Raw genomic sequence first — 17,766 nt, forward strand, 5'->3', positions numbered from 1 at the left:
CCATGCCTCTTTGGACACAGGCCGCTCGTGACAAGCTTTCCTGCAAATGCCTCGTAGAATGCATGAGTGCCATGTGCACTTCGCGACAATTCTTGGACAATTCGTCGCAATCGCCTATCGCAAGTTCATGCCTGGTTCCGCAGTACCCTACTTCTATCTGTACGGAGAGCCGCCGCGCGCGGTGGACCAAACCTTCGTCCACCTCGAACGACTGGATGATAGGTCGCGGCCTAGCGAATGGACAATTCGCCCGCATTCACATACCGATCTGCACCAGATCTTCCTGCTGCAGAGCGGAGGGGGTGATGTCGTAATCGAAGGCGTTCATAACCACGTTCCCGCACCTGCCCTCATTACGATACCGGCGACAGCGGTGCACGGGTTCGACTGGAGCGAGGATTCCGCCGGTTGGGTGCTGACAGTTTCGGTCGCCTTCTACGAACATCTCGTCCGGGACCATGCGGACCTGGCACTGCTTTTTGGCCAGAGTCACCTTCTTGCGCTCGATGCCCCGGCGCATCGCGAAGCGGCAAGCTGGGCGACTGATCTAATTAAGGAACTGGGTTGGTCCGCGACGGGACATCGCGCCGCGGTCGAGGCGAGTGTCCTGCGATTTGCCATTCTCTGCGCGAGATTGGCGGAAGCCGACCGCGGCAAGCACGTCGGTATCGCCGCATCCCCTTCAGCTGCCCTCGTTGCGCGTTACCGGGGGCGGGTTGAAGACCGCTTTCGGAAGCGGGAACCGATTACCGTTCATGCCACCGCGCTCGCCACCAGCCAGAGCGTGCTGCGGAGCGCGTGTCAGAAGATCGCCGGTCGGTCACCGAGCCAGATTCTCGATGATCGAGCCCTTCTGGAAGCCAAGCGTCTGCTTCTCTACTCTCACATGTCCATTGCAGAGATCGCCTATTCTCTCGGCTTCACCGATCCGGCGTATTTCTCGCGTTTCTTTTCACGTCAGGAGGGGTGCGCGCCGTCCGGGTTCCGCCAAAGTAGGCGTCATGCATGATGTCCTCAGTGTGCTCCCGGACTCCCGACGGCACTATCCCATGATCGGAATACATGGCCTTTCTGGAACCAGGATAGGGTGACGGCACTGTTATTCTATGGCATTTTGTCTCTGGCGTTAGCGAAGCCGATGAAACCCCTAAAATGTGGAGACATCTGAAAAGCTGCGATTTTCGGATGTGAGTGGCGGAGAGGGAGGGATTCGAACCCTCGGAACCCGTAAGGGCTCAACAGTTTTCGAGACTGCCCCGTTCGACCACTCCGGCACCTCTCCGCTAGACAGGTGTCTATGATAAACCCGCAGTCGATTGGGAAGGGCGCCGGTTAGCGGAGAGACGGTGTCTTGCCAAGTCCCTTCCGCGCGAATTCTCGCAAAAACGGGGGACGAGGTGCTCCGCATGCTTGTTCGCCGGTAGTTCAGGCATATATTCGCCGCATGGAACGCTCGGTATTCTATTCTTCACAGGCGGGTCGTCGCATCGACGCGCCGCGCCGCTCGCGCGCGCGCTTTGCCATCGGCGACATCGTGAAACACCGCAATTTCGATTTTCGCGGTGTCATATTCGATATCGATCCGGTCTATGCCAACTCCGAAGAGTGGTACGAGCAGATTCCCGAGGGGCAGCGGCCCGATCGGGACCAGCCGTTCTATCACCTTCTGGCGGAGAACGAAGAGAGCTCCTACGTCGCCTACGTCAGCCAGCAGAACCTGCTGGCCGATACCGACGGCGAACCGATCGACCACCCGCAGGTGGACCAGCTGTTCGAACAGTTCAGCGCCGGGCGCTATCGCCTGCGCCGCAGCCTGACGCACTAGGCAGTCAGGATTTTATCTTCCAGCCGCTTTTCAACACGCGGTAGGTGATGAAGCCCAGCACCAGGTTGAGCACCCCGACGCCGATCGCGGCGCCCACCACGTGCGCATTGTCGTTGCCGATGTCGCTCTGACCCAGGAAGCCGTAGCGGAAGCCCGAAATCATGTAGAAGAATGGGTTTGCCTTGCTGACGGCCTGGAAGAACGGCGAAAGGTTGGAGATCACGTAGAACGTGCCCGACAGCAGGCTGAGCGGCGCGACGATGAAGTTGGTGATCGCAGCGTTGTGATCGAACTTTTCCGCCCAGATGCTGGCCAGCAGGCCGAAGATCGAGAGCATCGTAGCGCCCATCAGGCCGAACCATACAACCGCCCAGGAATGCGCCACGTGCATGTTCACATCGGGATACAGCACCATGGCCAGCCCCACCGCGCCGCCCACCAGCACCGCGCGCGTAATTGCTGCCATCACGATGCCGATCATCAGTTCGGCCTCCGACAGCGGGGGCATCAGCAGGTCGATGATGGTCCCCTGCAACTTGCCCGACAGCAGGCTGAAGCTGGAATTGGCAAAGGCGTTCTGCATCATGCCCATCATGATCAGGCCCGGCGCCACGAAGGTGCCGAAGTTCACGCCCATGATCTCGCGCCCGCCCCGCCCCAGCGCGACGGTAAAGATCACCAGGAACAGCAGCGTGGTGACAGCCGGTGCCCACACAGTCTGCGTCTGCACCTTGAGAAACCTGCGACATTCCTTAATATAGAGGCTCCACAGCCCGATCCGGTTGATCCCGGTGATCTGCGGCTCTCCCTTTGGCGGGAACTTGCGACCGGCATTGCTGCCGGTGGCTATGAATTCGCCCTCTGCGGAGTCTGTAGCGGGTGCTTGATCGGCCATGGGAGCGCGACTATCTCCCGAGGGCCGGGCTGGCAAGAAAACAAGTCGCCCCAACCGGGGCCATGACGAACGGAATACGATTTACTCATGAGTTGGACCGAAGAACGCATCGCCACCCTCACCAAGATGTGGGAGGGCGGCGCTACCGCAAGCGAGATCGCCACCGAACTGGGCGGCGTGTCCCGTAACGCGGTGATCGGCAAGGCGCACCGCCTCGGTCTGAAGGCGCGTCCCAGCCCGGTGAAGGCGAACGACAAGAAGGCCGCCGCCAAAAAGGAGGCCGCGGCGAAGCCCGCCGTGCCAAAACCAAAGCCCAAGGCTCCGGCCCCCAAGAAGATGAAAGAGCCTGAAGCACCGAAGGCAGAAGAGCCGCAGCCTGAGGCATCGGCATCCGCCGCCAATGCCAGCCAGCCCATGCCGGACAAGCGCGAGAATCTGCCCAAGATCGTTTCCTACGGTCCTGGCGGCTTCCTGCGGCAGGGTCCGGGTGACCAGCAGCCCCCCATTCCCCCCGCTCCGCCGCGCCGACTGGTGCCGGCAAAGCCCGATCCCTCCATCTCCGACAAGACCAGCCTGCTCGATCTGAACGACCGGGTTTGCCGCTGGCCGATGGGCCATCCGGGCGAGCCGGACTTCCACTTCTGCGGCGTAAAGGTGAACCCGGGGTTCCCCTATTGTGTGGAACACTGCGGCCGGGCCTACCAAGCACAGCTGCCCCGGGGCGCGCGCCGTCCCCCGCCCCCGCTGCCATTCGGCGGACCTCGCGTTCGCTAAAGGTACTTACCCGGTTTTTAGGGAAGGCCCGCTGTCCAGACCGGATGGCGGGTCTTTCTTTTGATGCCTCGGCGCGGCGTATTCGGCAGACCTACTCCGCTGCCTCGCCAGTCTTCCAGCCCCATACCAGCAGGCATGGGGGCACGTTGCGCCAGACGTAGCCTGTATCCACGCGGTCGAAGTGTTCCTCGGTCAGCTCCTTCGCCGTAGGGCGGAACTGGTAAGTGAGGAATGCGCCGCCGGGTCGGATCACGCGCTGGGTGGCTTCCACGATAGACGTCGCGACATCTTCCGGCAGGGACGAGAACGGCAGGCCGGACAGCACGTAGTCGGCATTGTCATGGCCCAGCTGCGAAACGTATTTCTCCACGTCCGACGCCGAACCGAGCACCGCGTGGAAGCGGTTGTCGTCTATCGTCTCACGCAGGTATTCGATGAAGCGCGGGTTGGTGTCGATCACCAGCAGCTGTCCGCCTGGCGGCAGTCGGTCGAGGATGTGGGGACAGAACGTACCCACGCCCGGGCCGTACTCCACGAACAGCTTGCAGTTCTTCCAGTCCACCCGGTCAAGCATGGCGTCTATCGTGACGCGCGATGACGGGATGATCGAACCGACCATGCCCGGATGCTCCAGGAAACCGCGAAAGAAAACCGCGAAGGGGCTCAGGAAGCGGCTGATCGGCCCTCGCCTTGCGCTGCCGGTCGATATTGCCTGCTCATTTCCATTCACGTGGCTCGCGCCCTTTCGTTTTCAGCCCATGGTTAGATGCTTGCGCGCATCCCCATGCCAAGCATGGGCGATAAAACCAAGTGAAACGACCAGCCCGCGCGAAAACTGGCACAGTTTTTCCTACACTTGAGGAGCTGTCGCGGTTCCGGAATGGGGCACAGCTTCTGGTCAATGCGGCCAGGGCTTACGGTGGGGCGCTTGCGCAGTCCGCGCCGTGATGGCAGCAAGGACGGTGGACGACACGCCATCCAGGCGCTGTCGCAGGGGAATGACATGCCGATATCGCTTTACGATGCCACCGTACCGACCATGATCCAGATGCTTGGCGCCGTACAGGGGTTGATCGTGAAGGCGAAGGACAGCGACATTTCCGAAGAAACCATCGCCAGCGCGTGCCTGCGCGAAGGCATGGCGCCGTTCCCGCGCCAGGTGAACTGGATGATCGGTCACTCGCTCGGCGCGATAGAGGCGGTGCGCAAGGGCGAAATGACCCCCGACACGAGCGAACCCACCACCGAGCTGGAGCAGATGCGGCTGAACCTGGGCGCGGCGGAAAACAAGTTGCGGGCGCTTTCCATCGGAGAACTCGAAAGCTTCGTCGGCCAGCCCGTGCGTTTCGTGATGAAGGCGCGCGGCGTCGACATCCCCTTCACCGCAGAGCAGTTCCTGCTCAGCTTTTCACAGCCGAACTTCTTCTTCCACGCCACCACGGCCTACGCCATCCTGCGGCAACTGGGCCTGGACATCGGCAAGGTGGACTACCTCGGCCAGGTTCGCGCGGCGGTCGAATAGCGCCGCATCGCCAATAGCATTAGCGCACCCGGCGTGCGAACCAGATGGTGTGGTGCGGGCCCTTGTTGTTGGGACGCGCGCGGACGGTCTGCACATCCACATCCATTCCCGAATCCATCAGGCGACGGGTGAACTTGTGATCGGGCGCGGCGGACCATACCGCCAGAAGCCCGCCCACGGTCAGCGCGTCGCGCAACCGGGCGATGCCGGTGCGGGTGTAGAGCCGTTCGTTGCCCTCACGCACGATGCCGTCGGGGCCGTTGTCCACGTCCAACAGGATCGCATCGTAGGGGGCCGTGGTGCCATCAACGGCATCGTCCACCAGGGCCGCCACATCGGCGATCACGACTTCCCCTCGCGGATCATCCAGGCTGTCGCCGGTCAGTTCGGCCAGCGGCCCTTTTGCCCAGTCCAGGATATCCTCGACCACTTCGGCCACCACGACCTCGCCGCCGCCGTCCGGCAGGGCTGTCAGCGCGGCGCGATAAGTGAAGCCCATGCCGTAGCCGCCGATCAGTACGCGCGGCGCGGGTTTGTCGAGCCGCTCCAGCGTAAGGCGGGCAAGCTGTTCCTCGCTGAACTGCATGCGCGTGCCCATCAGCTCGTCGCGGCCCAGCATGATGATGAAATCACGGCCATGGCTGATCAGGGTCAGCATGTCTCCGCCGGGAATTTGCGCGGTGGCCAGTTCATTACGGGGTAGCACGGGCCTAGTTCTCCCTCGAGACCAGGCCGGCGGCGGCGATACCCGCCAGTCCGCAGGCGATATCATCTTCCGTTTCGGCCCCGGAAACACCGATCGCTCCTAGCGGCATACCATCGGCGGTCGTGAAAGGTACCCCGCCGCCCCAGTTCGCCATGCCCGGCCCGGGACCGCCCCAGTTCGCCGTTACCGCGCTCGGAACGCGATAGGTCGCAGCGGAACGCCCTTTCCACTGTGCAACCTCGGCAATGGCCGTGGCCGTCCCGTCCATGTGCGCGGAAGTAACCAATACGCCTGCATCGTTGAACACAGCGATGGAGACGTCCAGATCGCGCTCGTTCGCCCAGTTCAGGCAGGTGTCGCGAATGATTGCTGCCGTCTCGTAATCGAGCACCGCGCGTTGCGACTGCGCCGAGGCAGGCGACATGGCAAGGGCCGCCATCAAAAGGCTCATCGCTGATGCTGATTTCAAGTGCATTGTCTTTTCTTCCCCTGCGGCCATCCCACATGGCTTTACCATGTTGCCGCACAAAACTGGTGGCAAGCAAAAGAAAAGGGCCGCGAACATCGCGGCCCTTCTCGTTTTTCAGAAGCCTGGCAGGACTTAGTCGTCCTTCAGAAAAGCAGGCATGTGGTCGGGATCGCCCCCGCCATCATTGTCGCTGCCCTTGCCGCGGCCACCACGGTCACCGCCGCGACCGCCACGGCCACCGCCGTCACGACCACCACCGCGCGGGCCGCGACGGTCGCCGCCACGATCGCCACGGGGCTTGTCACCGCGCGGTTCGCGCGGCGGGCGGGTGTCTTCCAGCTCTTCACCGGTTTCCTGGTCGACGACGCGCATCGACAGGCGAACCTTGCCGCGGTTGTCGATTTCGAGAACCTTGACCTTCACTTCCTGCCCTTCGGACACGACGTCCGTCGGCTTCTCGACACGCTCGTTCTTCATTTCGGACACGTGGACGAGACCGTCCTTGCCGCCCATGAAGTTCACGAAAGCACCGAAGTCCACGATGTTGACCACCTTGCCTTCGTAGATCTTGCCCACTTCGGCTTCCTCGGTGATGCCTTCGATCCACTTGCGTGCAGCGGCGATCTCGTCAGCATTGGAGGACGAGATCTTGATCACGCCTTCGTCGTCGATATCGACCTTGGCACCGGTTTCGGCCACGATCTCGCGGATAACCTTGCCGCCCGTGCCGATAACGTCACGGATCTTCGACTTGTCGATCTGCATGGTCTCGATACGCGGTGCGTGCTTGGAAACCTCACCACGGGCGCCCGAAAGCGCTTCGGTCATCTTGCCCAGAATGTGCGCACGGCCGGCCTTGGCCTGCTCGAGCGCCTTGGTCATGATTTCCTGCGTGATGCCGGCAACCTTGATATCCATCTGGAGCGAAGTGATGCCCTTCTCCGAACCGGCAACCTTGAAGTCCATGTCACCAAGGTGATCTTCGTCACCCAGAATGTCGGACAGGACGGCGAAGTTGTCGCCTTCCAGGATCAGGCCCATGGCGATGCCGGAAACCGGGCGTTCGATCGGAACACCGGCGTCCATCATCGACAGGCAGCCACCGCAGACGGTCGCCATCGAGGACGAGCCGTTGGACTCGGTAATGTCGGACAGGATGCGGATTGTGTAGGGGAAATCCTCATGCTTCGGCAGAACCGGGTGCAGCGCACGCCAGGCCAGCTTGCCGTGGCCCGTCTCGCGGCGGCTGGTGAAGCCGAAGCGACCCACTTCGCCGACCGAGTAGGGCGGGAAGTTGTAGTGCAGCATGAAGTGATTGTACGACAGACCTTCGAGCCCGTCGATCATCTGCTCTGCATCCTTGGTGCCCAGCGTGGTGGTGCAGATCGCCTGCGTTTCACCGCGGGTGAACAGCGCGGAGCCGTGCGTACGGGGCAGCAGGCCCACGATGGCTTCGATCGGGCGAACTTCGTCCACCTTGCGGCCATCGATGCGAGTGCCATCCTTCAGGATGGAGCCGCGCACGATATCGCTTTCCAGCTTCTTCACTAGCTTCAGCTTGCCCAGGTATTCGGACGGATCGTCGTGATCCAGGCCTTCGTAATGCTCGCGCGCCTTCGCACGGGCGGCATTCACGGCGTCCTGACGGGCGGACTTGTCGGTGATCTTGTAGGCAGCTTCGAGGTCGGCACCGATGATGCCGCGCAGCTCTTCCAGCGTGGCGGACTTGTCTTCCACCGGCTGCAGTTCCCACGGATCCTTGGCGGCCTTCTCAGCCAGGTCGATGATCGCGCCGATGACCTTGCGGCTTTCCTCGTGCGCGAACATGACGGCGCCGAGCATTTCTTCCTCGGTCAGTTCCTTGGCTTCGGATTCCACCATCATCACCGCGTCCTGCGTGGCGGCGACGACCAGGTCGAGGCGACCTTCGTCATCGAGCGCAGTCTGCAGCGAGGGGTTCAGTTCGTATTCGCCATTGCGGAAGCCGACACGCGCGGCACCGATCGGGCCCATGAAGGGCACGCCGGAAATGGTCAGCGCGGCAGAGGCGGCGATCATCGCGACGATATCGGGTTCGGTCTCGCCATCATACGACAGGACCTGGCAGATCACGTTGATCTCGTTGTAGAAACCTTCCGGGAAGAGCGGGCGGCAGGGCCGGTCGATCAGACGGGAGGTCAGCGTTTCCTTCTCCGTGGCGCGGCCTTCGCGCTTGAAGAAGCCACCGGGGATACGGCCCGCGGCGGAGAATTTTTCCTGATAGTGAACGGTAAGGGGGAAGAAGTCCTGCCCTTCCTTCACGCTCTTGGCGGCGGTCACGGCGCAAAGCACCACGGTTTCGCCATAGGTGGCCAGCACGGCGCCGTCGGCCTGACGGGCAATACGACCGGTTTCCAGAGTGAGGGTCTTTCCGCCCCACTCCAGCGATACAGTTTTCGTGTCGAACATTGATTTTCCTTCTGAACCCGCGTGCCACATTGCATCGCGGGGCCTACTTGTTCCGGGTGATCCGGCCCGGTCCGGTGCGAGGCCTCTCTTGGCCTCATGGCCCCTTCACCGAATTGCGAAGGATGCCCTTTCAACATGCCAGCCGAATGTGACGGTTGGCAGATAGACGAAGGGGCGGCTTTTGCAGGCCGCCCCTCCGGGAAACTCTTACTTGCGGAGACCCAGCTTCTGGATCAGCGCGTTGTAGCGATCGAGGTCGATCTTCTTGAGATAGGCCAGGAGGCTGCGACGCTTGTTGACCATCTTCAGCAGGCCACGACGGGAATGGTTGTCCTTGTGGTGATCCTTGAAGTGCTCGGTCAGGTTGCGGATACGCTCGGTCAGGATGGCTACCTGTACTTCCGGAGAGCCGGTGTCGCCCTTGTTCTGGGCGTTCTCTTCGATAACTTCCTGTTTGCGTTCTGCGGTAATCGTCATGCGTTTTGTAACCTTTCGCAGTATCCTTAAACGTTGAAACCCCGCACGACCTTCATCGCGCCCCCTTCGAGTTCCACCAGAGCCACCGGAGTATCCTCCAGCTTGGCAAAGTAGAGCCCATCGGGTTGGGGCAATCCGGATACGACCCGGCCTTGTCGGGCCGCCTGCGCACTATCCGGATCGAGAGCGAGGGCCGGGATACCGTCCAGCCCCGCCTCCAGTGGCAGGAGGTGGTCTTGAAGTGGCGCGCCCTTACCGATTTCGTTCAGCTTGTCCAGCGAAATCGCCTGATCCTCGCTGAAAGGGCCGGCCTTGGTACGACGTAGATAGGTAACGTGGCCCAGCGTGCCAAGGGCGTGGGCGATATCCCGTGCAAGACTGCGGATATACGTGCCCTTGCTGACAGTAGCAGCCAAAGTGGCAGTCTCTGCCAGTTCCAGGGGCGCTTGCGGATCGTAGGGATCGGGGCGGCCAAGTGTCGTTGCAAAAGCAGACCCCACACGGTCGTCTGGCGTGCCGCCGCCCAGCACTTCCAGCGAATGGATCGTTACCCGCCGCGTCTCCAGTTCCACATCCTCGCCCTTGCGAGCAAGGTCATAGGCGCGCTTGCCGTCCACCTTGAGTGCGGAATACTTGGGCGGCACCTGATCGATCTCGCCGGTGAAATGCTCGCAGATGGCGGCGATGGCCGCGCGCGGTGGGCGCCGGTCGGTGCGGTCGATCACCTCACCCTCCGCATCCAGAGTGTCGGTCTCCTCGCCGAACTGGATGGTGAATTCGTAGGTCTTGTCGCTATCCAGCATCCGGCCCGAAAGCTTGGTCGCTTCGCCCAGCGCGATGGGAAGCACTCCCTCCGCCTCCGGATCGAGAGTCCCGCCGTGGCCGACCTTCACCTTGCCGAAGCCCGCCTCGCGCAGGTTGCGCTTAACCGCGCCTACGGCCTGTGTGGAGCCGAGCCCGCGCGGCTTATCGAGGATGATCCAGCCATTCGTCATGAAGCGGCCCTAGCCCTGCGCCCTGCCCCCGTCCAGCGCGGCACGGCCAGCGGTGGCTACAGCGCCGCGATCCAGTCTGCGACGGCGAAATAATAGCCCATCGCCCATTGCACCGGCGGCACCACGAACCTCTCGATGATATTCGCCTGCGGAAACACGTAAGGCACCACCAGCAACAGCGCGAACAGCAGGATCATGCCGAATGGCCGCAGCTTGTCATAGATGCGCGCGGCGGATGGCGGCAGCAAGCCCTCGACGATGTGCGAACCGTCGAACGGCGGGATCGGCAGCAGGTTGAACAGCGCCAGGAACAAGTTGATGGATATGAAATAGACAAGCGCGGTGGCCCACAGGCCATAGTCGCCATTGGCAGGCGCCGCGTCAGCGCTGACGGCAAGGCCCAGCAGGACCGCGCCCACCAGTGCCAGCACGAAATTGGTACCCGGACCGGCTGCGGCCACGGCCATCATGCCGAACCGCGGATTGTTGAGCCGCTGCTTGATGACAGGTACGGGCTTGGCCCAGCCGAACACCGGCAGGCCCGCCAGCGCGAGGCCGCCCGGCACCAGCAGGGTGCCGACCGGATCGACATGGCGGATCGGGTTCAGCGAAAGGCGCCGCTGCTCCTTTGCCGTTGGATCGCCCAGCATCAGCGCAGTCCATCCGTGCGCCACCTCGTGAAACACGATGGCGATCACCAGGCACGGGATCAGGATTGCGGCAAGGATCAGGGTTTCGGTCATGCTCGCCATAGATGGGGAGAGGCTCAAGGCCGTTAAAGAGGACTGGACCGCGTATTCGCTGCATGACAGTCTGGCCGCGCTCACCTGGGGGACTTCGATGGCGGAAACAGCGGTACCACCGGCACAGACAGGTTTTCTCGGCTGGGTCGAGAGAACGGGCAATCGCCTTCCCGACCCGGTGTTCCTGTTCGCCTGGTTCATCCTTGCGCTGGTGGCGATCTCCGTCGTGGCCGCATGGGCGGGATGGTCCGCTCCGCACCCGGTCGAGATCGACCCGGAAACCGGAACCTACCGCATCATCGCGGTGGAAAGCCTGCTGTCGGCGCAGAACCTGCGTCGCCTGCTCACCCAGATGCCGGAGACGTTCACCCACTTCCCGCCGTTGGGCTACGTCCTCACCGTAATGCTGGGCGCGGGCGTGGCCGAACGGTCCGGCCTGTTCGCCACCGCCATGCGCGCCAGCATGGCGAAAGTCTCCACCTTCTGGCTTACTCCCGCCGTGGCGCTGGTTTCCATGATGGGCAACCATGCCGCCGACGCCGCCTTCGTCGTGATGATCCCGCTGGCAGGGATCATATACCACGCCGCCGGGCGTCACCCTCTGGTGGGCATTGCTGCCAGCTTCGCTGCCGTATCCGGCGGTTTCTCGGCCAACCTGCTGCCGGGCCAGCTCGATGCGCTGCTGCTGGGCATTACGGAGGCCAGCGTGAACACCGTCTTCACCGGCTGGACCGCGAACATCGCGGGCAACTGGTACTTCATCGCTGCCATGACAGTCCTCTACTTGCCGGTCATCTGGTACGTGACCGACCGAATGATCGAACCGCGCCTGTCGGGTTATGCCATCGACGGGACAGCGGCTGCTGGCGACGGAGAAACCACCCAGACCACGCCGGAACAGCGCAAGGGCCTGCGAAATGCCGGACTGGTCGTACTGGCACTGGTGGCGCTGTGGGCCGTGCTCGTCCTCATGCCGAATGCTCCGCTGATCGACCCCGATGCTCCGCCCGAAGGTCGCCTGACGCCGTTCTACCGCAGCCTGTTGCCGTTCTTCCTGCTAGTCTTCCTGCTGCCTGGCTGGGCCTATGGCCGCACGGCAGGCACCATCACGAGCCAGTCCGACCTTGTCGAAATGATGGCGGGCGCGATGAAGGACATGGGCTATTACATGGTCCTCGCCTTTGCCGCCGCGCACTTCGTGGCGATGTTCGCGTGGAGCAACATGGGCCTGGTGCTGGCCGTCGACGGCGCCGATGCCCTGCGCGCCAGCGGTCTGCCAAGCTGGGCCATGCTGCTGGGCGTACTGACCTTCGGCGCGGCGCTGAACCTGCTGATCGGCTCTGCCAGTGCCAAGTGGGCCGTGCTTGGGCCGGTGATGGTGCCGATGCTGATGCTGCTTGGCCTTTCGCCGGAAATGACCACGGCGGCCTACCGCGTGGGTGACAGCGCCACCAACATCATTACCCCGCTGATGCCCTATTTCCCGCTGGTGCTGGTGTTCTGCCAGCGCTGGAGCAAGACCTTTGGCCTCGGCAGCCTGACCGCAGCCATGGTGCCCTACGCCGCCGGAATCCTCGCAACCGGAATGCTGCTGACGGCAGGTTGGGTCATTTTCGACCTGCCGCTGGGACCGGGCGCACAGGTGTTCATCGACGTGCCTGCCGCTGCTACAGCAGGCGAATGACGACGCTGGCGATCATCTGGTACTCGCGTACGGGCGGCAGCCGCCAGCTGGCGGAGGCCGCGCGCGATGCTGCGCAGGACGCGGGCGATGTGGACGTGCGCTTCCTTGCGGCGGACGATGCGGATGCTGACGATCTGCTGAGCGCGGACGGATACCTGTTCGCCTGCCCGGAGAACCTGGCTGCGATTGCAGGCGTGATGAAAGCCTTTTTCGATCGCACCTATTACGAAGTGCTCGGCAAGGTCGAAGGCCGCCCCTACGCCGCGATTATCTGCGCAGGCTCCGATGGGGAGAACGCCAAGAAGCAACTGGAGCGCATCTGCCAGGGCTGGCGGCTAAAGAGGATCGCGGACACGCCCATCGTCAACGTCGGCGCGCAAACGAAAGAGGAGATCCTCGCTGACAAGGAAATCGGCGAGGAATATCTTGGACAGGCCCGGGAACTGGGCGCGACGCTGGCTGCGGGTCTCGAAATGGGCGTGTTTTGACCCGCTAGCGATACATCTCCAGCGCTTCGGCAAAATGCCGCCGGCACAGCGCGGTGTAGCGCTCGTTACCGCCGATCTCGGTCTGCGCGCCCTCGCCCACCGCCTCTCCGGTATCCGACACGCGCACGTTCATCGTGGCCTTGCGGCCGCAATGGCAGACCGCTTTCAGCTCCTCCAGCGAATCCGCGATACCCAGAAGCACGGCCGAACCGGGGAACAGGTCGCCGCGAAAGTCGGTGCGCAGGCCGTAGCAAAGGACCGGGATGTTCGCCTCGTCAGCCAGCCGCGCGCACTGCCACACCTGCACGGCAGTCAGGAACTGGGCCTCGTCCACCAGCACGCAGGCGACCGGACTTTCGCGGTGCTGTGCGGTCACTTCGCGCCACAGGTCCGTGCCCGGCGTGAAGCGGCGCGCATCGGCGGCAAGACCAATGCGACTGGCAATCGCGCTGTCGGCCCGATTGTCGATCGCGGCGGTCCACAGCATCGTTGCCATGCCGCGCTCACGATAGTTGAAATCCGCCTGCAGCAGCGTGGTCGATTTGCCCGCATTCATGCTGGCGTAGTAGAAATAGAGCTTGGCCATGGTTCCTCGCGCCTGTCCCACGACCCGCTCGTCCTGAGCCAGCCGGAGCACTGCTTTTCACCCTGGGCGCCGGATATGAAAGAAAAGACAGCCCTTCGACAAGCTCAGGGCAGACGGAAACTGGGGGAACCTAGTCCTCGTCGCCCAGGTCGCGGCGCACCTTCGGATCGTCCAGCAGGGCTTCGATCCGGCTCGCTTCGTCGAAGCTTTCGTCGGCGCGGAATTGCAGCTTGGGGGCGAATTTCAGGCCAAGGCGCTGGGCCACTTCGCGCTGGAAAAAGGCCGTGTTCGTACGCAAGGCCTTCACCACCACGTCCTCATCTTCTCCCAACAACGGCTTCACGTAGACCTTGGCGTTGCGCAGGTCGGGCGACATGCGCACTTCCGTCACCGAGATGTGATGGGCACGCAGTACGTCGTCGTGCGCTTCGCCGCGGGCCAGCAATTCGGAAAGGATATGCCGCACGCGCTCGCCCACTTTGAGCAGGCGAACGGATTGGTCTTCGGGTTTGGAATGGCGAGCCATTACTGTTCCATCGTCTCCATGATCCGGCGGATCGAAGTTACATTGCGCGCGGTGCCCCGGCAGCCGAGGCGGCGCTCGATAAAAGGCTTGGTCAGCTTCGAATTGCCCGCGCCATCGACGTAATCGATGTGGAGCGCCTTGGTGCCCGGCGCAAGCCTCTCCATGCCACGGCCCGCGTGATCGACCTCCAACTGCGCAAATGCATCGGTGGTGGGCTGGCTTTCCAGGAATATCGTGTGGACCAGCTTGTCCTCTCCGCTACCGGCAAAGGGATTTTCATCGAGCGCCCTCGCCAGCTCCTCGTAGGTGCGGACAACAGCGAAGCTTTCGATCCCGAAATCGTTAGTCAGCAATGTTTCGATCCGCGCCCCGGCGTCGGAGGAGCCATCGTGATCGAAAAGAACATTCCCGCTGGCTGTGATAGTGCGGACATCGGTAAAGCCAGCCCTCTCAAATGCGCTGCGCAGGTCTGCCATTTTCACCCGGTTGCCGCCGACATTGATCGAGCCGAGAAGCGCCACGCGCCGTGGCATCAGCCGTCGCCCTCGCCCTTCGCGGTTTCGGGCCATTCGGTAGTCATGGTCGTTGCCGTGGCGCGAGCACAAAGTTTGCCGGCGGCATCGTACAATTCACCTTCCACGAAGGTTACACGGCGACCGGGCTTCACGGCCCGTGCGTTTACCGTCACCCGTCCCAGCGGAACAGGGCGCAGCAGCGAAAGGTTGATGTCGAGCGAGAGCTGCAATTTACCGCCGCTCGACAGGAACACGGCTGCTCCCATCGCCTCGTCCAATGGCCCTGCCAGCAACCCGCCCTGCACCGTGCCGCGCATGTTGGCGAAGCTTTCCGGCAGGTCGAACGCCATTTCGGCGGTGTGCGTTTCGGCGTCGTAACCCACGAACCGGGCGCCCATTGTGCGCGCGGATGGCCAGTGCGGTTCGGTTGGCAAATTATTCATCGCGGTCACTTCCCGTGTTTCCAGCAAAGTCCGAAATCCCGTTCAGGCAACAGCGCGGCCCCCGGCATTCGCCGGGGACCGACAGCTGTCAGAGCGTGCGCTCTTGCTCGGTGACTTCGTAGACTTCCAGCTGGTCTCCCGGCTTGATGTCGTTGGTGTCTTCCAGAACGACACCGCATTCGAGGCCAGCGCGGACTTCGTCCACGTCGTCCTTGAAGCGCCGCAGCGACTGAATGACCGTTGCCGAGACAATGACGTCTTCGCGGGTGAGGCGAGCGTGCAGACCCTTGCGGATGACACCCTCTTCCACCAGCAGACCGGCGGCCTTGTCGCGCTTGCCGGCAGGGAACACCTGCTTGACTTCGGCACGGCCAACCACGTTTTCCACCTTGAGCGGGCCGAGTACACCCAGCAGTTCGCCGGTGATCTCGTCGGTCAGGTGATAGATCACGTCGTGATACATCATGCGCACCCCGTCGCGCTTCACCAGTTCGCGCGCCTTGGCATTGGGACGCACGTTGAAACCGATGATCGGTGCCTTCGAACCGGCAGCAAGCTGCACGTCGGTTTCGGTGATGGCACCCACACCTGCATGCAGAACGCGCACCTTGATGTCGTCGTTCGAGAGGTTGTGCAGCGCCGAGGTGATCGCCTCGACCGAACCCTGTACGTCGGCCTTCACCACCACCGGCCATTCGGTCACGTTCGACTTGTTGAACATGGTATCGAAGCTGGTGGGCGCGAGAGCCGTGCGCTTCTCGGTTGCCTTTTCCTGGCGGTACTGGGCGACTTCGCGGGCGCGCTGTTCGTTTTCGACAACGGTCAGCATGTCACCAGCAGAGGGAACGCCCGACAGGCCCAGCACTTCGACCGGAACCGATGGCCCTGCTTCCTTCACCTGCTTACCCTGGTCGTTGATCAGTGCACGGACCTTGCCGCTCTGTGTGCCGACCACGAAGGTATCGCCGCGCTTCAGCGTGCCGCGGTTGATCAGCACTGTGGCGACAGGGCCGCGGCCCTTGTCGAGTTGTGCTTCCACTACGGTAGCCTCGGCATCGCGGTCCGGACGGGCCTTCAGTTCCATCAGTTCAGCCTGAAGGTTGATCTTCTCGATCAGGTCCTCGAGGCCCGTGCCTTCCTTGGCCGACACTTCCACGTCCTGCACGTCGCCGCTCATCTCTTCCACGATAACCTCGTGCTCGAGCAGACGGTTGCGGATGTTCTGCGGATTGGCCTCAGGCTTGTCGATCTTGTTGATTGCCACGATAATCGGCACATCTGCCGCCTTGGCGTGATTGATGGCCTCGATCGTCTGCGGCATGATGCCGTCGTCGGCAGCCACCACCAGCACCACGATATCCGTGACATTCGCACCGCGCGCGCGCATTTCGCTGAAAGCGGCGTGGCCCGGCGTGTCGAGGAAGGTGATCTTCGACTTGTCCTTCGTGGTGACCTGATACGCACCGATGTGCTGCGTGATGCCGCCAGCTTCGCCGCGGGTGACATTCGTCTTGCGCAGCGCGTCCAGCAGGCTGGTCTTGCCGTGATCAACGTGACCCATGACGGCCACAACAGGCGGACGCGGCTGCAGGGTTTCTTCGGGATCGACATCTTCCTCTGCGGAAATGTCGACGTCACTTTCGGAAACCTTCTGGATGTTGTGGCCGAACTGCTCGACCAGCAACTCTGCCGTATCCTGGTCAATGGTCTGATTGACCGTCACCATCATGTCGAGGTTGAAGAGTTCCTTCACGAGGTCGGCACCCTTCTCGCCCATGCGCTTGGCCAGTTCGCCAACCGTGATGGCTTCCGGCACGATCACATCGCGCACCTGCTTTTCACGCGGCTGGCTGGAGCCACCGCCCTGGGCGCGGCGTTCCTTCTCTCGCGCACGCTTCAGCGCGGCGAGGCTGCGGGCGCGGCGGCCCTCGTCCTCGTTCAGCGCCTTGTTAACGGTCAGCTTGCCGGAACGGCGCTTGTCCGCACCGCTGGCACCGCCACCGCTGCCTCCGCCACGTTCCGGACGCGCGGCCTTCTTGTCTTCCTTCTTCTTTTCCGGCCGCTTGGGCTCGGGACGTGCCACAGGCGTGAACTTGCGCGCGGCAGGCTGCTTGACAGCTTCGTCCTGGGTATCAGCTTCCGGCGTCGCTGCGGGAGCCTCGGCCTCGGGTGCCTCGGCCTCTGCCTTGGCGGCAGCTTCTTCGTCAGCCTCGCTCTGCTTGGCGGCTTCTGCTTCGGCCTTCTTCTTTTCCTCGGCGCGCTTCTTCTCTTCCTCGGCGGCCTGCTTTGCTTCTTCCTGCTCGCGCTTGCGCGCTTCCTCGGCCATCTTCAGCCGCTCTTCCTCGGCCTCGCGCTGCATGCGAGCGACGCGTTCCTGCGGCGTCTCGTCGCTGGCGGCCGGCTTCTTGGGCGCAGGCTTCTTCGGCTCGGGCTGCTTTGCCTCGGGGGCAGGAGCGGGGGCCGGTTCGGGCGCGGGGGCAGGCATCGGCGCGGGTTCCTCACCCGGCTTCACGAGCTTGCGGCGACGCTTCACCTCGACCGCCACCTTGTTGGTGCGGCCGTGGCTGAAGGTCTGCTTGACTTCCCCGGCATCCACCGCCCGCTTCAGTCCAAGCGGCTTGCGGGTGCGTTTCGGGGTTTCGTTCTCTTCGCTCATGTGCTCGTATCAGT

Annotated in this window: 19 protein-coding genes and 1 tRNA gene; 6 read left to right on the forward strand and 14 right to left on the reverse strand. The window is 62.8% G+C overall.

Annotation, left to right across the window (positions count from 1 at the left end):
* Positions 1–73 precede the first annotated feature (73 nt).
* Positions 74–1,009 (forward strand): helix-turn-helix domain-containing protein, encoded by a 936-nt coding sequence (locus D2V07_RS05355; RefSeq protein WP_325048999.1) that lies wholly within the window; start codon positions 74–76, stop codon positions 1,007–1,009.
* A gap of 183 nt (positions 1,010–1,192) precedes the next feature.
* Here the strand turns inward: D2V07_RS05355 and D2V07_RS05360 are convergent.
* Positions 1,193–1,282 (reverse strand) — tRNA-Ser (locus D2V07_RS05360).
* A gap of 162 nt (positions 1,283–1,444) precedes the next feature.
* Here D2V07_RS05360 and hspQ point away from each other — a divergent pair.
* A complete protein-coding gene (gene hspQ, locus D2V07_RS05365; RefSeq protein ID WP_119585498.1) occupies positions 1,445–1,825 on the forward strand; it encodes a heat shock protein HspQ in 381 nt (126 codons plus the stop codon).
* 4 nt (positions 1,826–1,829) lie between these two features.
* Here hspQ and D2V07_RS05370 read toward each other — a convergent pair whose 3' ends face one another.
* Positions 1,830–2,720 (reverse strand): ABC transporter permease, encoded by an 891-nt coding sequence (locus D2V07_RS05370; RefSeq protein WP_119585500.1) that lies wholly within the window; start codon positions 2,718–2,720, stop codon positions 1,830–1,832.
* Between the two features lie 87 nt (positions 2,721–2,807).
* Between D2V07_RS05370 and D2V07_RS05375 the strand changes: the two genes are divergently transcribed.
* Positions 2,808–3,494: a GcrA family cell cycle regulator gene (locus D2V07_RS05375; RefSeq protein ID WP_119585502.1), complete on the forward strand. Its 687-nt coding sequence runs from the start codon at positions 2,808–2,810 to the stop codon at positions 3,492–3,494.
* 91 nt (positions 3,495–3,585) lie between these two features.
* Here the strand turns inward: D2V07_RS05375 and D2V07_RS05380 are convergent, their stop codons facing one another.
* Complete coding sequence (locus D2V07_RS05380) at positions 3,586–4,224, reverse strand: class I SAM-dependent methyltransferase (RefSeq protein WP_407641580.1); 639 nt, start codon at positions 4,222–4,224, stop codon at positions 3,586–3,588.
* 273 nt (positions 4,225–4,497) lie between these two features.
* Between D2V07_RS05380 and D2V07_RS05385 the strand changes: the two genes are divergently transcribed.
* Positions 4,498–5,016 (forward strand): DUF1993 family protein, encoded by a 519-nt coding sequence (locus tag D2V07_RS05385; RefSeq protein ID WP_233548259.1) that lies wholly within the window; start codon positions 4,498–4,500, stop codon positions 5,014–5,016.
* A gap of 19 nt (positions 5,017–5,035) precedes the next feature.
* On the opposite strand, the gene D2V07_RS05390 is transcribed toward D2V07_RS05385, so the two are convergent.
* From D2V07_RS05390 to D2V07_RS05415, 6 genes are all read right to left on the reverse strand, one after another.
* The gene (locus tag D2V07_RS05390) at positions 5,036–5,722 is read right to left on the reverse strand and encodes a spermidine synthase (RefSeq protein ID WP_119585506.1); all 687 of its coding nucleotides are present in this window, start codon (positions 5,720–5,722) and stop codon (positions 5,036–5,038) included.
* A 4-nt stretch (positions 5,723–5,726) separates the two neighbouring features.
* Positions 5,727–6,173, reverse strand: coding sequence for a GlcG/HbpS family heme-binding protein (locus tag D2V07_RS05395; protein WP_158586773.1), 447 nt, complete (start codon positions 6,171–6,173; stop codon positions 5,727–5,729).
* 150 nt (positions 6,174–6,323) lie between these two features.
* Entirely contained in the window at positions 6,324–8,639 is a 2,316-nt protein-coding gene (pnp, locus tag D2V07_RS05400; protein ID WP_119585510.1) for a polyribonucleotide nucleotidyltransferase, read from the reverse strand.
* Between the two features lie 207 nt (positions 8,640–8,846).
* On the reverse strand, positions 8,847–9,116 hold the full coding sequence (gene rpsO / locus D2V07_RS05405; protein WP_119585512.1) for a 30S ribosomal protein S15: 270 nt from the start codon (positions 9,114–9,116) through the stop codon (positions 8,847–8,849).
* Between the two features lie 26 nt (positions 9,117–9,142).
* Positions 9,143–10,111, reverse strand: a complete 969-nt coding sequence (truB, locus tag D2V07_RS05410; RefSeq protein ID WP_119585514.1) for a tRNA pseudouridine(55) synthase TruB — start codon at positions 10,109–10,111, stop codon at positions 9,143–9,145.
* A gap of 56 nt (positions 10,112–10,167) precedes the next feature.
* The gene (locus D2V07_RS05415; RefSeq protein WP_119585516.1) at positions 10,168–10,854 is read right to left on the reverse strand and encodes a site-2 protease family protein; all 687 of its coding nucleotides are present in this window, start codon (positions 10,852–10,854) and stop codon (positions 10,168–10,170) included.
* On the opposite strand from D2V07_RS05415, the gene D2V07_RS05420 reads away from it, so the two are divergent.
* Positions 10,853–12,538: an AbgT family transporter gene (locus D2V07_RS05420; protein WP_233548260.1), complete on the forward strand. Its 1,686-nt coding sequence runs from the start codon at positions 10,853–10,855 to the stop codon at positions 12,536–12,538. The two genes, D2V07_RS05415 and D2V07_RS05420, sit on opposite strands and share 2 nt — an antisense overlap.
* The gene (locus D2V07_RS05425) at positions 12,535–13,026 is read left to right on the forward strand and encodes a flavodoxin family protein (RefSeq protein WP_119585518.1); all 492 of its coding nucleotides are present in this window, start codon (positions 12,535–12,537) and stop codon (positions 13,024–13,026) included. The genes D2V07_RS05420 and D2V07_RS05425 overlap by 4 nt, the downstream gene beginning before the upstream one ends.
* Before the next feature lie 4 nt (positions 13,027–13,030).
* Here the strand turns inward: D2V07_RS05425 and D2V07_RS05430 are convergent, their stop codons facing one another.
* The 5 genes from D2V07_RS05430 to infB form a co-directional block, all read right to left on the reverse strand.
* Complete coding sequence (locus tag D2V07_RS05430) at positions 13,031–13,612, reverse strand: thymidine kinase (RefSeq protein WP_119586088.1); 582 nt, start codon at positions 13,610–13,612, stop codon at positions 13,031–13,033.
* 130 nt (positions 13,613–13,742) lie between these two features.
* Positions 13,743–14,138, reverse strand: coding sequence for a 30S ribosome-binding factor RbfA (gene rbfA, locus D2V07_RS05435; protein ID WP_119585520.1), 396 nt, complete (start codon positions 14,136–14,138; stop codon positions 13,743–13,745).
* Positions 14,138–14,671 carry a DUF1697 domain-containing protein gene (locus D2V07_RS05440; protein WP_119585522.1) on the reverse strand — a complete coding sequence of 178 codons (534 nt, stop codon included), beginning with the start codon at positions 14,669–14,671 and terminating at the stop codon, positions 14,138–14,140. The genes rbfA and D2V07_RS05440 overlap by 1 nt, the downstream gene beginning before the upstream one ends.
* Positions 14,671–15,051: a PaaI family thioesterase gene (locus tag D2V07_RS05445; protein WP_233548261.1), complete on the reverse strand. Its 381-nt coding sequence runs from the start codon at positions 15,049–15,051 to the stop codon at positions 14,671–14,673. The genes D2V07_RS05440 and D2V07_RS05445 overlap by 1 nt, the downstream gene beginning before the upstream one ends.
* A 133-nt stretch (positions 15,052–15,184) precedes the next feature.
* Positions 15,185–17,752 carry a translation initiation factor IF-2 gene (gene infB, locus D2V07_RS05450; RefSeq protein WP_119585526.1) on the reverse strand — a complete coding sequence of 856 codons (2,568 nt, stop codon included), beginning with the start codon at positions 17,750–17,752 and terminating at the stop codon, positions 15,185–15,187.
* Between the last annotated feature and the right edge of the window lie 14 nt (positions 17,753–17,766).

The sequence above is a fragment of the Aurantiacibacter zhengii genome, assembly GCF_003584125.1.
GTDB classification, from domain to species: Bacteria; Pseudomonadota; Alphaproteobacteria; order Sphingomonadales; family Sphingomonadaceae; genus Alteraurantiacibacter; species Alteraurantiacibacter zhengii.

Excerpts from the sequence above, each read along its gene's own strand:
- D2V07_RS05370 (WP_119585500.1), bottom strand. The coding sequence starts at position 2,720 with ATGGCCGATCAAGCACCCGCTACAGACTCCGCAGAGGGCGAATTCATA.
- rbfA (WP_119585520.1), bottom strand. The coding sequence starts at position 14,138 with ATGGCTCGCCATTCCAAACCCGAAGACCAATCCGTTCGCCTGCTCAAA.
- D2V07_RS05445 (WP_233548261.1), bottom strand. The coding sequence starts at position 15,051 with ATGGGCGCCCGGTTCGTGGGTTACGACGCCGAAACGCACACCGCCGAA.
- D2V07_RS05420 (WP_233548260.1), top strand. The coding sequence starts at position 10,853 with ATGCTCGCCATAGATGGGGAGAGGCTCAAGGCCGTTAAAGAGGACTGG.
- hspQ (WP_119585498.1), top strand. The coding sequence starts at position 1,445 with ATGGAACGCTCGGTATTCTATTCTTCACAGGCGGGTCGTCGCATCGAC.
- D2V07_RS05440 (WP_119585522.1), bottom strand. The coding sequence starts at position 14,671 with ATGCCACGGCGCGTGGCGCTTCTCGGCTCGATCAATGTCGGCGGCAAC.
- D2V07_RS05375 (WP_119585502.1), top strand. The coding sequence starts at position 2,808 with ATGAGTTGGACCGAAGAACGCATCGCCACCCTCACCAAGATGTGGGAG.
- rpsO (WP_119585512.1), bottom strand. The coding sequence starts at position 9,116 with ATGACGATTACCGCAGAACGCAAACAGGAAGTTATCGAAGAGAACGCC.
- D2V07_RS05395 (WP_158586773.1), bottom strand. The coding sequence starts at position 6,173 with ATGAGCCTTTTGATGGCGGCCCTTGCCATGTCGCCTGCCTCGGCGCAG.
- D2V07_RS05415 (WP_119585516.1), bottom strand. The coding sequence starts at position 10,854 with ATGACCGAAACCCTGATCCTTGCCGCAATCCTGATCCCGTGCCTGGTG.
- D2V07_RS05430 (WP_119586088.1), bottom strand. The coding sequence starts at position 13,612 with ATGGCCAAGCTCTATTTCTACTACGCCAGCATGAATGCGGGCAAATCG.
- pnp (WP_119585510.1), bottom strand. The coding sequence starts at position 8,639 with ATGTTCGACACGAAAACTGTATCGCTGGAGTGGGGCGGAAAGACCCTC.
- D2V07_RS05425 (WP_119585518.1), top strand. The coding sequence starts at position 12,535 with ATGACGACGCTGGCGATCATCTGGTACTCGCGTACGGGCGGCAGCCGC.
- infB (WP_119585526.1), bottom strand. The coding sequence starts at position 17,752 with ATGAGCGAAGAGAACGAAACCCCGAAACGCACCCGCAAGCCGCTTGGA.
- D2V07_RS05385 (WP_233548259.1), top strand. The coding sequence starts at position 4,498 with ATGCCGATATCGCTTTACGATGCCACCGTACCGACCATGATCCAGATG.
- truB (WP_119585514.1), bottom strand. The coding sequence starts at position 10,111 with ATGACGAATGGCTGGATCATCCTCGATAAGCCGCGCGGGCTCGGCTCC.